We start from the raw sequence: 13894 nt of genomic DNA on the forward strand, positions 1-13894 counted from the left end.
TCCTGGGGTACGGCCGTCGACTGTCAGCGTAGGGCTCGCGACAGAACGTCCTACTTCCGGGGCCGAATATTACTCGGCAGTAGCTTAGGTGTCATATCACGGACGAACAACCAGGTCACGGCCGCCGTTCGTATCGACGCCGCCCACCTCGGCCCCCCGGAGGCCCACCTGAGCCCCACCGGATCGCCCCCACCAGGCTCGCACCCGTGACGACCTCGATCGCGACGGCCCCGGGGGGTCCAGGAGGATGTGACCGTTCACACTAGGGCGCGCCCCTCCGGGCGCGTCAAGACGATCTCGGCCACATTTCACCCCGCTCTCCACCAAGACGTGACACAGGGCTCTGAACGGCGCAAACCACCCTCGACCCGGAACGGGCCGAGGGTGGTCACGGGCTCCCCCGTATCCGCCGTTCGAACGTGCGGGGCACGGCGGGTCTGTCGCCGCGCCCCCGCGATTCGGTGGGCTCAGGGAGAGGTGGTGGGGGTCGGGCGGTCCCCCCCGTTCACACCGCGTGGGCCGCGGGGCATCGGGGGCAGCGTGTCGACCCACTCGGAGTGCCACACCTCGGAGTACCAGCGGGTACCCGGCTTCAGCCAGGACTTTTCGCCCCGGCCCTTCAGGTAGTGGATCTCCTTGGACAGGCCGGCGCCGGTGGTCCGGTCCACGACGAAGCGGATCTCCACGTCCCCGTCGGGGTAACGGTCGCGGATCTTGAGGGCGATGCCGCGACGGCCGGTGGCGTCCGTGACGCCACCGGTGGCGGTGACTCCCTTGATGCCCGCGAGCATCCGGTAGATGGCGGCCCGCTTACTCGGGGGCAGCGGTCGGGCCAGCAGGATGACGGCGGCGGCCTCGAAGAGCTCCGCATCCGTCTCCTTGCCGTCGTCCGCCTCGCCGAGCGGATGGTTCAGCAGCAGGCGACGCAGCGCCGCCGGGTCGTCGGGGGCCTCGTTCAGCTCCTTCTGGGTCACGTTGAGCTCGTCGGGGGCGTCCGCCGGCCGTCCCGTCGAGTGGGCGTACGCGCTGTCCTTCGGGTGCATCTCCAGTTGGATCCCCCCTCTCACCGGGCCTCCCTTGGTGCCGGGGACCCGCAGCCGCCAGGACGTCGGCGAGCCGTCCGCGCGCCAGGCGGCCTCGTCGGCGGGCGTGGCGGGCCGGGCGCCGAGGTCCTCCGAACGGAACCAGCCCTCGTCGGTCGGCACACGGGGGTCCCACCCGTCGTGCCGGTACCGGTGGGTCAGCACGTACGGGCGGCTCGGCGGACCGACCCGTTCGAGCGCGCCGTACTCGACGCGGGTGTGCCAGTAGCGGCCGGTCGTGCGGGGCTGTCGCAGCGCCCCGTCCGCCGCCGCGAGCAGCACCGTGCGGGCGTCGAGATCCACCGGTTCGGGGAACCGACCAATGCCCGGCTCCGCAACCGGCGGCTCCCCGGTGTCGGAGACGACCGTGGTCACCCCCACCGCGACCACCGTGGCCGCCGCCACCAGGCCCAGCCCCCACGCGGGACGACGGGAACGCCGTCGCGCGGTGGGGCCCGGTGCGCGTTCGGCCGCCATCGCCCGGGACAGCTCGGCCCGCCTGGTCGCCGGGTCGAGCTGTGTCCCCGGGTCGTAGTGGTCCGGCCTGGCCTCGGCCAGCCGCCGCAGCGCGTCCTTCGCGTCGTTCATCGGGACTCCTCTCCGGTCAGCGGCACACGGGAACGGACGACGGGAGGAGGGGCGACGCCCGGGGCGGGGGTGTCCTCCATCGCCCGCGTCAGCCGCCTGCGCGCCCGATGCAGGCGGACGCGCAGCGCGGTCGGCGTGCAGCCGACGACGCGGGCGGCCTCGCGCGGGGCGAGCCCGTGCCAGGCGACGAGGATGAGGATCTCCCGGTCGTCCTCGGGGATCGCGGCCATCGCCCGCAGCACGGCGAGCCGTTCGGTCACCGCCTCGGCGACGTCGCCCTCGGCGGGCACGCCCCAGGACCGCAGCTCGGCGGCGAACGACTCGCGCCGGACCTCCGCGCGCCGGCCGTCGCGCAGCACGTTGCGGGCCACGCCGAGCAGCCAGGGCAGCGGCGGCTCCGGCACGTCGTCCCACCGCCGCCAGGCGATGGCGAAGGTCTCGCTCACCACCTCGTCGGCGATCTGCCGGCCCGCCCGGCTGACCGCGTACGCCCAGACCTGGGGTCTGCACGCGTCGTAGATCGCGGTGAAGCGTTCCGCTTCGTCGGCCACCGCCCGCACCTCCGTCCGTCCCGGTGTCTGTTCACCGGGAAGTGGTCCGGGAGGCCCCATCGTTACGGACTCGGGGCGATTCGTCGGTCCAGCCCGCCCGATGGACGGTCGTGTGGTGGTAGACGGTGCCCGGCGACATCCCGCGCGCCTCGCCCTCACGGGGATCGACGACGACGACCTGCCGACCGAGGATGCGGTGGTCGACCGGGCCCAGATGAGGGCTCAGCGGATGGTGAACTTGTAGCCGATCCCCCGCACGTTGACGATGTGGCGCGGCCGGTGGCGATCCGGCTCGATCTTGGTGCGCAGCCGTTTGACGTGGACGTCCAGCGTCTTGGTGTCGCCGTAGTACTCCGGGCCCCAGACGGCCTCGATCAGGCGGGTCCGCGACAGCACCAGCTCGGCGTTGCGGACCAGCACCTCCAAGAGTTGGAACTCCTTCAACGGCAGGTCCAGGGAGTGGCCGTGGACGGTGACGAGGTGCCGGTCCACGTCCATCCGCACCGGTCCGGCCGCCACGACGCCGTCGCGGTCGTCCCCGCCGCCGATGGGCCGCCGCCGCAGGACGGCGCGGACCCGCGCCATCAGTTCGCGGGGCGAGAACGGCTTGGTGACGTAGTCGTCGGCGCCCATCTCCAGGCCCACGATGCGATCGACCTCGCCGGCCTTGCCGCTCACGATGATCACCGGGATGTCGGACGTGGTCCGCAGCCGCCGCAACACCTCGTTGCCCGACCACGGGCCCGCCAGCGTCAGGTCCAGCAGGACGAGCTCGGCGCCGACGCTGTCGAGCAGTTCCAGGGCCTCCGGCCCGGTGTCGGCGACCACGGGCTGGTAGCCGTCGTCCTCCAGCAGCGACGACAGCAGGCGCACCACCGACGGGTCGTCCTCGACGACCATCACACGCGTCACCACGGACCGCCGCTGTCCATGAAAGGCCTCCCCGTGTGCCTGTACCGACATGTCCCCAAAATCAGGACGCGCAGGACCCCCCAATTGGTTGCACCCCCCGGAACGACGAGCGGGGGCCGCCGAAACTCCGGCGAGGCCCCCGCTGTCAGGGAAAGGGTCAGGGCAGCGCGGGAACACCCGGCTTCGTGTCCGTCCAGCCGACCTCCAGGAAGGCCGTCTCCCGCTCCTTGCCGGAGACGCCCGGCCTTGCCCGTCGCGCCTCGGCCGCGGTGCTCGACAGGATGAACGAGGTCCGGGGGTCGACGATCATCCGAAGGGTCAGCCCGCCCTGGGCGATGCCGATGCCCACCCCGGGCCGGCCCTGCGGATCCTTGACCGCACCGAGGCCGCGCGCGCTCGGCAGCGCGGCCAGGGCCCGGAACGCGGCGGCCCTGACCTCGGGCGTCACCGGAACGCCGGCCAGCAGGTTCGCCAGGGCCCCGGCCAGGACGACGTCGCGCCCGAACCCGGTGAGGTCTCCGCCGCGCCCCGCGTCCAGCAGCCTCGCCGACAGTCGTTTCGGGTCGGCCGGCAGCCTCCGCAGCTCCTCGAACGAGATCAGGCCGTCGTACAGGTAGAACCCGTGCGGCGGGTCCATCGCGACCACCGTGCCGGGCCGCGGGGTGCCGTACAGGTAGGACCGGCCGCCCTGCACGGTGTCCGCGGGGCCCAGGTCCCATCGGGTGGGCGAGCCGTCCCGCTTCCACGCCTCCGCGTCCGCCGGCGTCTTGGGCCGCGCGCCCACCTCGCGGTGGCCCGTCCAGCTCCTGCCCTTGCGGTCGGTCCAGGTCTCCTCGATGTTGAGCCTCTCCATGGTGTACGGGTTGCGCTCGGGCCCCACGCGGAGGGAGATGGCGTACATCCTCTTGACGTGCCAGTACCGGCCCTGCGCCACGGGGATGGACTCGGCGCGCTCGGCGGCGGCGAGCAGGACGGCCCTCGCGGACAGGTCCGTGGCCGACTGCTTGCCGGGAGGCGGGTCCGCCGGGGTCGTCCCGGACACCGCCACGGCGACGGCGACGGCCGCAGCGGTCACCCCGGCCAGGCCGAGACCGAGGCCCCAGCGCGGCAGGGAGAACCTCCGGCGGCGGGCGGGGGCGGTCGCGCGTCCGGGGTCCGCGATCTCCGCCAGCAGCCGGGCGCGGCCCTCGGCGGTGGTCCGCTCGGAGGGGCTCTCCTCCAGGGCGGCGCTGATCATCTGGAGCTCGTTCATCGGGACTCCTCCTGGTCGAGGGCGGCGCGCAGCTTCTTGCGGGCGCGGCTGAGCCGGGAGCCCACCGTGCCGTAGGGGATGTCGAGGGCCTGGGCGACCTCGTCGTGGCCGAATCCGCTCAGCGCCACGAGCAGCACCACGTCCCGTTCGCCCTGGGAGAGGGCGGTCAGGGCGCGGGCCAGCCGGGGCTGCATGCCCTGGGCGGTCACCAGGGTGAGCACCCGGTCCTCGTGGCCCGGCGCGGTGCGCGGCTCCGCGCCGGCGCGGGCGAGCGCCCGGTATCGCCGGGTCTCGTCCCGCCTGTGCTGGGCCACGAGGTTGGTGGCGATGCCGAACAGCCAAGGCCGGACCGCCCCGCGCCCGGCGTCGAAGGTCCGCCGCTTGCGGAAGGCGACGAGGAACGTCTCGGCGGCGAGATCGTCGGCCACCTGGGGCCCGAGCCGCCCGGCCACGTACCGGTAGACGACGGGGAAGTGCCGGTCGTAGATCGCGGTGAACCGCTCGGGCTCGTCCAGGGAGCGGACGAGGTCCGCCGCGTCGAGCGCGTGCCCTCCGGGGACCGCCTCCGCCTCGGCCTCGGCGGTCATGCCTCTGCCTCCGTCATGCGCGCACCTCTCGGACGTAAGGGACAAGGTTCACCCGTACTCCGGAGATCCGTCCAATCCCTTTCCCCGCAGGTCAGAGCACCGACGGGGACGGAGCATCCGGGAACCGGAAGGGGTGGCTCAAACGTCCTGTTGTAGAGGGCAGCAGCAAACTTGAGTCTGGTCGACTCAACTGATTTGACAAGGACTCGGGGTCGCGGCACCCTTGCAGGAGCAGACTGACAACCCATGCGCCCCGCGCCGTACGGCCGGCGGGGCGCCACGGCGGCCGCCCAGGGGGACGGTCGAGTGACGACGGAGGACGAAGACCATGGCACGTGCGGTCGGTATCGACCTCGGGACGACCAACTCGGTCGTCGCGATTCTGGAGGGCGGCGAGCCCACCGTGATCGCCAACGCGGAGGGGTCGCGGACCACGCCGTCCGTCGTCGCCTTCGCCAAGAACGGCGAGGTCCTCGTCGGTGAGGTGGCCAAGCGCCAGGCCGTGACCAACGTCGACCGCACCATCAGGTCGGTCAAGCGCGAGATGGGCACGGACTGGAAGACCGCCATCGACGGCAAGGACTTCACGCCCCAGCAGATCAGCGCGTTCGTGCTGCAGAAGCTCAAGCGGGACGCCGAGTCCTACCTCGGGGAGAAGATCACCGACGCGGTGATCACCGTCCCGGCGTACTTCTCCGACCACCAGCGCCAGGCCACCAAGGAGGCCGGGCAGATCGCCGGCCTCAACGTGCTGCGGATCATCAACGAGCCGACGTCCGCGGCGCTGGCCTACCACCTGGAGAAGGAGAACGAGGCCACCATCCTGGTGTTCGACCTCGGCGGCGGCACGTTCGACGTGTCCCTGCTGGAGGTCGGCGACGGCGTGGTCGAGGTCAAGGCCACCAGCGGCGACAACCACCTGGGCGGCGACGACTGGGACAACGCGGTCGTCGAGTGGCTGGTCACCAAGTTCAAGAACGCCCACGGCGTGGACCTGTCCAAGGACAAGATGGCGCTCCAGCGCCTGCGCGAGGCCGGTGAGAAGGCCAAGATCGAGCTGTCCGGCTCCACCGAGACGCAGATCAACCTGCCCTACATCACCGCGTCCGCCGAGGGCCCGCTGCACCTGGACGAGAAGCTCACCCGGGCCGAGTTCCAGAAGCTCACCGCGGACCTGCTCGACCGCTGCAAGGGCCCGTTCCGTCAGGTCGTCAAGGACGCGAACATCGCCGTCGGGCAGATCGACCACGTGGTGCTGGTCGGCGGCTCCACCCGGATGCCCGCCGTCGCCGAGCTGGTCAAGGAGCTGACCGGCGGCAAGGAGCCCAACAAGGGCGTCAACCCGGACGAGGTCGTGGCGGTCGGCGCCAGCCTGCAGGCCGGCGTGCTCAGGGGCGAGGTCAAGGACGTCCTGCTGCTGGACGTGACCCCGCTGAGCCTGGGCATCGAGACCAAGGGCGGGATCTTCACCAAGATCATCGAGCGGAACACCACCATCCCGACCAAGCGGTCGGAGGTGTTCACCACCGCCGACGACAACCAGCCCTCGGTGGAGATCCAGGTCTACCAGGGCGAGCGCGAGATCGCCGCGTACAACAAGAAGCTGGGCACCTTCCAGCTCACCGGGCTGCCCCCGGCGCCGCGCGGCGTCCCGCAGATCGAGGTCACCTTCGACATCGACGCCAACGGCATCGTCAACGTCGGCGCCAAGGACCTCGGCACCGGCAAGGAGCAGTCGATGGTCATCACCGGCGGCTCGGCGCTGCCCAAGGACGACATCCAGCGGATGATGCAGGACGCCGAGCAGTACGCCGAGGAGGACCGCCGGCGCAAGGAGGAGGCCGAGGTCCGCAACCAGGCCGACACCCTCGCGTACAACACCGAGAAGTTCCTCCGCGAGAACGACGAGAAGATCCCGGCCGAGCTCAAGTCCGAGGTCGAGGAGGCCGTCGCCGAGGTCAAGAAGAACCTCGAGGGCACCGACACCGACGCGATCCGCGCCGGCGCCGACAGGCTGGGCCAGGTCAGCCAGAAGATGGGCGCCGCCATGTACGCCCAGACGGCCGGCGAGGCCGACGCGCAGGGCGCGCCGGAGGGCGCGGCCGACGACGGTCAGGCGCAGGACAACGAGGTCGTCGACGCCGAGATCGTGGACGACGACAACCCGAAGGGCGGTGCCGCGTGACTTCTCCCTCCGACAAGGGCGAGGAGCGCGAGGCCCCGGTCATCCGCGACAACCGGCGGATCGACCCCGAGACCGGCGAGGTCCGGGAGAAGGACAAGCCCGCCGAGGGCGCTCCCGAGCCCGCCGCGAAGGGGGCCCCGGCTCCGGCCGCGGACGGCGAGGAGGCGACCAAGCTCCGCGCGCAGCTCGACGAGCGCACCGCGGACCTGCAGCGCCTGCAGGCGGAGTACTCCAACTACCGCAAGCGGGTCGAGCGGGACCGGGTCGCCGTCCGCGAGCAGGCCTTGGCCAACGTCCTGACCGGGCTGCTGCCGATCCTGGACGACATCGACCGGGCCCGCGACCACGAGGAGCTGACCGGCGGGTTCAAGTCGGTGGGCGACGCGCTGGACGCGGCGGCGGGCAAGCTGGGCCTGGAACGGTTCGGCGAGAAGGGCGAGCCCTTCGACCCGACCGTGCACGAGGCGCTGATGCACGCCTACTCGGCGGACGTGACCGAGCCGACCTGCGTGGACGTCCTCCAGCCCGGATACCGGATCGGCTCGCGGATCCTGCGGCCCGCGCGGGTCGCGGTGGCCGAACCCGAAGAAGAGTCGGCCGCCGAGAACGACGACGAGTGACACCTCCGGGCGGCCCCTCCACGGGGCCGCCCGGACCCCCTGGCAACACCGATGACCTGATGAAGACGGACGAAAGCGGGGCGCCGTGAGCACCAAGGACTTCCTCGAGAAGGACTACTACAAGGCCCTTGGTGTGTCGAAGACGGCCAGCCAGGAAGAGATCAAGAAGGCGTACCGCAAGCTCGCCCGTCAGCACCATCCCGACACCAACAAGGGCGACACCGAGTCCGAGGAGCGCTTCAAGGAGATCTCCGAGGCCTACGACGTCCTGTCCGACGACAAGCGCCGCAAGGAGTACGACGAGGCCCGCAGGCTGTTCGGGGCCGGGGGCTTCCGGGGCACCCAGGGCGGCGGGTTCGGCTTCGACCTCGGCGACCTGTTCGGCCAGGGCCAGACGGCCGGGGGCGCCGCCGGCGAACGGATCGGCGACCTGTTCGGCGGGCTGTTCAACCGGGGCGCGGGCACCCGCACCGGCGGCCCCGGCGCGCGGCGGGCCCGCCGCGGGGCCGACGTGGACACCGAGGTCACCCTGTCGTTCTCGGAGTCGCTGGACGGCATCACGGTGCCGCTCCGACTGACCAGCGAGGCGTCCTGCGACCGCTGTCGCGGCACCGGCGCCAAGGCGGGCACCGTGCCCCGGGTCTGCCCCTCCTGCGAGGGCACCGGGCAGGAGACCCGCAACCTCGGCACGTTCGGCTTCTCCGAGCCGTGCCGCGAGTGCCGGGGCCGGGGGCTGGTCGTGGACGACCCGTGCCCCACCTGCCACGGCAGCGGCCGGGCCACCGGCACCCGCACCATCCAGGCCCGCATCCCCGCCGGGGTCGCCGACGGGCAGCGGATCAGGCTCAAGGGCAAGGGCGCGCCGGGCGAGAACGGCGGCCCGGCCGGCGACCTCTACGTGACGATCAAGGTGGCGCCGCACACGGTGTTCCAGCGCAGCGGCGACAACCTCACCGTCACCGTCCCGGTGACGTTCGCCGAGGCGGCGCTGGGCGCCCGGATCCGGGTGCCCACCCACCGCGGCATGCCGGTCACCCTCAAGATCCCCGAGGGCACGCCCAACGCCCGGACGTTCCGGGTCCGCGGGCGCGGCGCGACCCGTCGGGACGGGACGATGGGCGACCTGCTCGTCACCATCGACGTCCAGGTCCCGCAGCGGCTCGACGACCCCGCGCGGGAGGCGCTGGAACGGCTGCGCGCCACCGAGAACGGCGACGCGCTGCGCTCCGATCTGCTGCATCTGGCGAAGGAGTGATCCCATGGACCGCTTCGGCGACGACACGCCCGTCTATGTGATCTCGGTGGCCGCGCAACTGTCCGGACTGCACCCCCAGACGCTGCGCACCTACGACCGGATGGGCCTGGTCTGCCCCGGCCGCGCCGCCGGCCGCGGACGCCGCTATTCGATGCGGGACATCGTGATGCTGCGCGAGATCCAGCGGCTGTCCCAGGACGAGGGCATCAACCTCGCCGGGATCAAGCACATCCTGGAGCTCCAGCGCGACAACGAGCGGCTGGCGGGAGAGCTGGCGCGGATGCGCGCCGCCGCCGAGGAGCTGGCCGCCGAGCTGGAGTCGACGCGTGCCGTGGCCGCCCGGCTGGCCGCCCAGCTTCGACGCGGCGGCCCGGCGGGCGCGCCCGGCGGCGACCTCGTGCCGATCCGCAGCACCAGCGTCGTCCTCTGGCGCGACCGCCACCAGGAACCGTGAGGGAGAGCGATCGTGGACTACAAGCTGACGCGCAAGAGCCAGGAGGCCGTGTCGGTCGCGGTCCGCCGGGCGGCGGCCGAGGGCCACCCCCAGGTCGAGACCCTGCACCTCCTCGCGGCGCTGCTCGCGCTGCCGGAGGGCACCGCCGTCCCGCTGCTGGAGGCGGTCGGCGTCGACTGGCAGGCCGTACGCCGCGAGACGGAGACGCGCCTTGCGGGGCTGCCGAAGGCGGCGGGCTCCACGGTGGCGTCGCCGCAGATGGCGCGGCAGCTCATCGTGGCGATGAACACCGCAGGTCACCGCGCCCAACAGCTCGAGGACGAGTACGTCTCCACCGAGCACCTGCTCGTGGGCCTGGCGGCCGACGGGGGCCCCGCCGCCGAGGTGCTGCGCCCGGCCGGGGCCTCCCCTCAGGCGCTGCTGGACGCGTTCGAGAAGGTGCGCGGCCACGCCCGCGTCACCAGCGAGGACCCGGAGGAGACCTACCAGGCGCTGGAGAAGTACGGCGTCGACCTCACCTCCCAGGCGCGGGAGGGCCGACTCGACCCGGTGATCGGCCGCGACACCGAGATCCGCCGGGTCGTTCAGGTGCTGTCCCGACGCACCAAGAACAACCCCGTCCTCATCGGCGAGCCCGGCGTCGGCAAGACCGCCGTCGTGGAGGGCCTCGCCCAGCGGATCGTGGCCGGCGACGTGCCCGAGTCGCTGCGCAACAAGCGGCTCGTCGCCCTCGACCTCGGCGCGATGGTCGCCGGGGCCAAGTACCGGGGCGAGTTCGAGGAGCGGCTCAAGGCCGTCCTGAACGAGATCAAGAGCAGCGACGGGCAGATCGTCACGTTCATCGACGAGCTGCACACCATGGTCGGGGCGGGCGCCGCCGAGGGCGCCATGGACGCCGGGAACATGCTCAAGCCGATGCTGGCGCGCGGCGAGCTGCGGATGATCGGCGCCACCACCCTCGACGAGTACCGCGAGCGGATCGAGAAGGACGCGGCGTTGGAGCGCCGTTTCCAGCAGGTGCTGGTGGGCGAGCCGACCGTCGAGGACACCATCGCGATCCTGCGCGGGCTCAAGGGCCGGTACGAGGCGCACCACCAGGTGCAGATCGCCGACTCCGCGCTGGTCGCCGCCGCCGCCCTGTCGGACCGTTACATCACCGCCCGCTTCCTGCCCGACAAGGCCATCGACCTGGTCGACGAGGCCGCGTCCCGGCTGCGGATGGAGATCGACTCCCGTCCGGTGGAGATCGACGAGCTGCAGCGCGCCGTCGACCGGCTCCGGATGGAGGAGATGGCGCTGGCCAAGGAGTCCGACGAGGCGTCCCGCCAGCGCCTCGAACGCCTCCGCCAGGACCTCGCCGACAAGAACGAGCAGCTCAACGCGCTGGTCGGCCGCTGGGAGCAGGAGAAGGCCGGGCTCAACCGGGTCGGCGAGCTGAAGAAGCGCATCGACGAGCTGCGCGGCGAGGCCGAACGCGCCCAGCGCGACGGCGACCTGGAGACCTCCGCCCGCCTCACGTACGGGGAGATCCCGGTCCTGGAGAAGGAGCTGACCGCCGCCGCCGAGCAGGCCGAGACCCGCGACGCCATGGTCAAGGAGGAGGTCGGCCCCGACGACGTCGCCGACGTGGTCGCCTCCTGGACCGGCATCCCCGCCGGCCGCCTCCTGGAGGGCGAGACGGCCAAGCTGCTCCGGATGGAGGACGAGCTGGGCCGCCGCCTGATCGGGCAGGCCGACGCGGTCAAGGCCGTGTCGGACGCCGTCCGCCGGGCCCGCGCGGGCATCGCCGACCCGGACCGGCCCACCGGGTCGTTCCTGTTCCTCGGCCCGACCGGGGTCGGCAAGACGGAGCTGGCCAAGGCGCTCGCCGAGTTCCTGTTCGACGACGAGCGGGCGATGGTCCGCATCGACATGTCGGAGTACTCCGAGAAGCACAGCGTGGCCCGCCTCGTCGGCGCCCCGCCCGGCTACGTCGGGTACGAGGAGGGCGGCCAGCTCACCGAGGCCGTCCGCCGCCGCCCCTACACGGCCGTCCTGTTGGACGAGGTGGAGAAGGCCCACCCGGAGGTCTTCGACCTCCTGCTCCAGGTGCTCGACGACGGCCGGTTGACGGACGGGCAGGGCCGTACGGTCGACTTCCGCAACACGATCCTGATCATGACCTCGAACATGGGCTCGCCGTTCCTGGTGGACCCCACCCTGGACGACGGGGCCCGACGGGACGCGGTCATGAACACCGTCCGCGCGAGCTTCAAGCCCGAGTTCCTCAACCGGCTGGACGACGTCATCCTCTTCGACACGCTGTCCACCACCGAGCTGACCCGGATCGTGGACCTGCAGATCGACCGCCTCGCCCACCGCCTCGCCGACCGCCGCCTCACCCTCACGGTGACCGCCGCGGCCCGCGAGTGGCTCGCCCTCACCGGCTATGACCCGCTGTACGGGGCCCGACCGCTGCGCCGCCTGGTGCAGACCGCCATCGGCGACCGGTTGGCCCGGGAACTGCTGTCCGGCACGGTCGGCGACGGCGACGAGGTCGTGGTCGACCTGGACGAGTCCGCCGACACCCTCACCGTACGACCCGCGGTGACGCTCACCAAGTGACGCGCCTTCGGAAAGGCCGCCCCGCCCATGGGCGGCCTTTCTGAATTTCCTATGGATGACCCGTTGACAGTCGTACCCGGTCTCCTGCTAATGTCGTCGGCATGGAGATCTGATCCCTCTGGGTAGAGCCCACCGCCGCCCCACCCCGCCACTCGCGGGCCTCGGGCGCCGCGCATCCGCTCCCCGCCTCGCCGTGACCGGCACCTTCACCACCTGCATCTGATGGCCATGCCTCACGCATGGCCGCCCGTTCGGGCATGTTCGTCCCCGCGACGCGTGTCTCCGAATTACGGTGTCGGTGCCATTCCTCATCACGCGCAAGGCCACATCCCTGTCCTTTCCCTGGTCCGCCGAGACCAGAATTCGACGTGCCCGGAGGTGACCCCTTCATGCGAAACGACAACAATGGCAAGAAGGCGAAGGCGAAGCAGTCCGACCCGACCCGCCGCTTCGGCGGCAGGCCCGACCGCCGAACCACCGCCCTCTCCCAAGGAGGCCGCCTCAACGCGCGCCGCCTCCCCACCCGCAACATGAACCGAGGCCGCTGACCCACCGGGCCCCGGGGCGCCCCACGGCCCCCGGGGCCCAAGACTCAGTCGCACAGGGCGGTGGGGACGGCCTCGTTGAGGTGGGTCTTCTGTGCGTCGGTGGCTCCGGGGTTCAGGTTGGCCATGACGGTGACCTGGCGGCCGTCGTCGGTGGCGCCGGTGCGGGTGGAGAAGCCCAGCATGTCGCCCCCGTGGCCCCAGTAGCCGCCGCAGCGGGACGGGTTCCATTGGAGGCCCAGGCCGTACAGGGCTCCGGAGGGGCGGCCGGTGGGGCGGGTCGTCTTCAGGGCGCGCTGCTCGGCGGGGCGGAGCAGACGGCCGCCGACCAGGGCGCGGAGGAAGGTGTTGACGTCGGAGGCGGTGGAGACCATCTCGCCGCCGGCCCACGCGACCGTCGGGTTGAGGCGGGTGAGGTCGAGGGTCCGCGCGCCGGCCCGTACATAGCCTCGCGTGTGCGGGCGCGGCAGGTCGACGGTGTCGCCGGGGACCTGCGTGTGGTTCAGGCGCAGGGGGCGCAGCACGCGCCGCCGGATCTCCTCGCCGTACGGGCGGCCGGTCACCGACTCGATCAACAGGCCGGCGAGCAGGTAGTTGGTGCTGGAGTACGCCCAACGGTCCCCCGGCGGGAACAGCCTGGGGTGCTCCAAGGCCACGGCGAGCAGCTCCCGGGGCTCCCAGTGCCGGAGGGGGTCCTCGATGATCTGCTGCGGCGTCAGGTGTTCCAGCACGTCGGGCAGTCCGCTCGTCTGCTGGAGAAGGTGCCTGACGGTGATCTCGCGGCCGTCGTTGCCGCCGCGCACGACGCCGGGCAGGTGGCGTTCGATCGGCTCGTCCAGGGCGACCCTGCCCTCGCCCACGAGCTGGAGCACCACCGTGGCGACGAAGGGCTTGGTCAGGCTGCCGATGCGGAAGTGGCTCCGCGGGGACACCGGCGCGCGGGTCTCCAGGTCGGCGACCCCGCTGGTCACCACGGTCCGGCCGCGCCGGTGGTCGTGGACCTCGGCGAGCGCGCCCGGCGCGCCGTCCTCGGCGGTGAGGCGGTGGACGACGTCGCGGAGCGCGGAATGGTGAGGCGGCGCGATGAGCGTGGCCGTCAACGTCACGGCGGTGGCCAGTGTCGTGAGCATGAACCCTCCTTGGTCTCGGAGAGCGTCACGCTAGGGACGGCCGGTCCGGATCCACGTCGGGCGGCGGAGCCATCCGCGGACTCCCTCCCAGGAGGGTGGCGTCTCGGGCGCGGCGGCGAAGAGCATGAC

General features: G+C 72.2%; 12 protein-coding genes. 6 read left to right on the top strand and 6 right to left on the bottom strand.

The features are described from left to right. Positions 1-467 precede the first annotated feature (467 nt). The 5 genes from DFJ69_RS12230 to DFJ69_RS12250 all read right to left on the bottom strand — a co-directional run bounded on the left by DFJ69_RS12230 (position 468) and on the right by DFJ69_RS12250 (position 4972). A complete protein-coding gene (locus tag DFJ69_RS12230) occupies positions 468-1670 on the bottom strand; it encodes a CU044_5270 family protein (protein WP_116022592.1) in 1203 nt (400 codons plus the stop codon). Further along, positions 1667-2221 (bottom strand): RNA polymerase sigma factor, encoded by a 555-nt coding sequence (locus DFJ69_RS12235; protein ID WP_170177626.1) that lies wholly within the window; start codon positions 2219-2221, stop codon positions 1667-1669. The genes DFJ69_RS12230 and DFJ69_RS12235 overlap by 4 nt, the downstream gene beginning before the upstream one ends. Positions 2222-2443: 222 nt before the next feature. Beyond that, complete coding sequence (locus DFJ69_RS12240; RefSeq protein ID WP_116026581.1) at positions 2444-3133, bottom strand: response regulator transcription factor; 690 nt, start codon at positions 3131-3133, stop codon at positions 2444-2446. A gap of 157 nt (positions 3134-3290) precedes the next feature. Next, positions 3291-4385, bottom strand: coding sequence for a CU044_5270 family protein (locus tag DFJ69_RS12245; protein ID WP_116022594.1), 1095 nt, complete (start codon positions 4383-4385; stop codon positions 3291-3293). Next, a complete protein-coding gene (locus tag DFJ69_RS12250; protein ID WP_116022595.1) occupies positions 4382-4972 on the bottom strand; it encodes an RNA polymerase sigma factor in 591 nt (196 codons plus the stop codon). The genes DFJ69_RS12245 and DFJ69_RS12250 overlap by 4 nt, the downstream gene beginning before the upstream one ends. A 328-nt stretch (positions 4973-5300) precedes the next feature. On the opposite strand from DFJ69_RS12250, the gene dnaK reads away from it, so the two are divergent. The 6 genes from dnaK (at position 5301) to DFJ69_RS34250 (ending at position 12638) form a co-directional block, all read left to right on the top strand. Continuing rightward, positions 5301-7157: a molecular chaperone DnaK gene (gene dnaK / locus DFJ69_RS12255; RefSeq protein ID WP_116022596.1), complete on the top strand. Its 1857-nt coding sequence runs from the start codon at positions 5301-5303 to the stop codon at positions 7155-7157. Then, on the top strand, positions 7154-7777 hold the full coding sequence (gene grpE / locus DFJ69_RS12260) for a nucleotide exchange factor GrpE (protein ID WP_116022597.1): 624 nt from the start codon (positions 7154-7156) through the stop codon (positions 7775-7777). Before dnaK ends, grpE begins: the two co-directional genes overlap by 4 nt. A gap of 85 nt (positions 7778-7862) precedes the next feature. Then, positions 7863-9032, top strand: a complete 1170-nt coding sequence (gene dnaJ / locus DFJ69_RS12265) for a molecular chaperone DnaJ (protein ID WP_116022598.1) — start codon at positions 7863-7865, stop codon at positions 9030-9032. A 4-nt stretch (positions 9033-9036) separates the two neighbouring features. Next, positions 9037-9486, top strand: a complete 450-nt coding sequence (locus DFJ69_RS12270) for a heat shock protein transcriptional repressor HspR (RefSeq protein WP_116022599.1) — start codon at positions 9037-9039, stop codon at positions 9484-9486. Between the two features lie 12 nt (positions 9487-9498). Then, entirely contained in the window at positions 9499-12090 is a 2592-nt protein-coding gene (gene clpB, locus DFJ69_RS12275) for an ATP-dependent chaperone ClpB (RefSeq protein ID WP_116022600.1), read from the top strand. 389 nt (positions 12091-12479) lie between these two features. After that, positions 12480-12638: a hypothetical protein gene (locus DFJ69_RS34250; protein ID WP_170177627.1), complete on the top strand. Its 159-nt coding sequence runs from the start codon at positions 12480-12482 to the stop codon at positions 12636-12638. Positions 12639-12682: 44 nt separating this feature from the next. Here DFJ69_RS34250 and DFJ69_RS12280 read toward each other — a convergent pair whose 3' ends face one another. Further along, the gene (locus DFJ69_RS12280) at positions 12683-13765 is read right to left on the bottom strand and encodes a serine hydrolase domain-containing protein (protein ID WP_116022601.1); all 1083 of its coding nucleotides are present in this window, start codon (positions 13763-13765) and stop codon (positions 12683-12685) included. Between the last annotated feature and the right edge of the window lie 129 nt (positions 13766-13894).

The organism is Thermomonospora umbrina, from assembly GCF_003386555.1.
Taxonomy (GTDB): Bacteria; Actinomycetota; Actinomycetes; order Streptosporangiales; family Streptosporangiaceae; genus Thermomonospora; species Thermomonospora umbrina.

What these genes read in the sequence shown, in the direction of transcription:
- DFJ69_RS12230 (WP_116022592.1), bottom strand. Translation starts at nt 1,670, where the DNA reads ATGAACGACGCGAAGGACGCGCTGCGGCGGCTGGCCGAGGCCAGGCCG.
- DFJ69_RS12245 (WP_116022594.1), bottom strand. Translation starts at nt 4,385, where the DNA reads ATGAACGAGCTCCAGATGATCAGCGCCGCCCTGGAGGAGAGCCCCTCC.
- DFJ69_RS12250 (WP_116022595.1), bottom strand. Translation starts at nt 4,972, where the DNA reads ATGACCGCCGAGGCCGAGGCGGAGGCGGTCCCCGGAGGGCACGCGCTC.
- dnaK (WP_116022596.1), top strand. Translation starts at nt 5,301, where the DNA reads ATGGCACGTGCGGTCGGTATCGACCTCGGGACGACCAACTCGGTCGTC.
- DFJ69_RS12270 (WP_116022599.1), top strand. Translation starts at nt 9,037, where the DNA reads ATGGACCGCTTCGGCGACGACACGCCCGTCTATGTGATCTCGGTGGCC.
- DFJ69_RS34250 (WP_170177627.1), top strand. Translation starts at nt 12,480, where the DNA reads ATGCGAAACGACAACAATGGCAAGAAGGCGAAGGCGAAGCAGTCCGAC.
- DFJ69_RS12280 (WP_116022601.1), bottom strand. Translation starts at nt 13,765, where the DNA reads ATGCTCACGACACTGGCCACCGCCGTGACGTTGACGGCCACGCTCATC.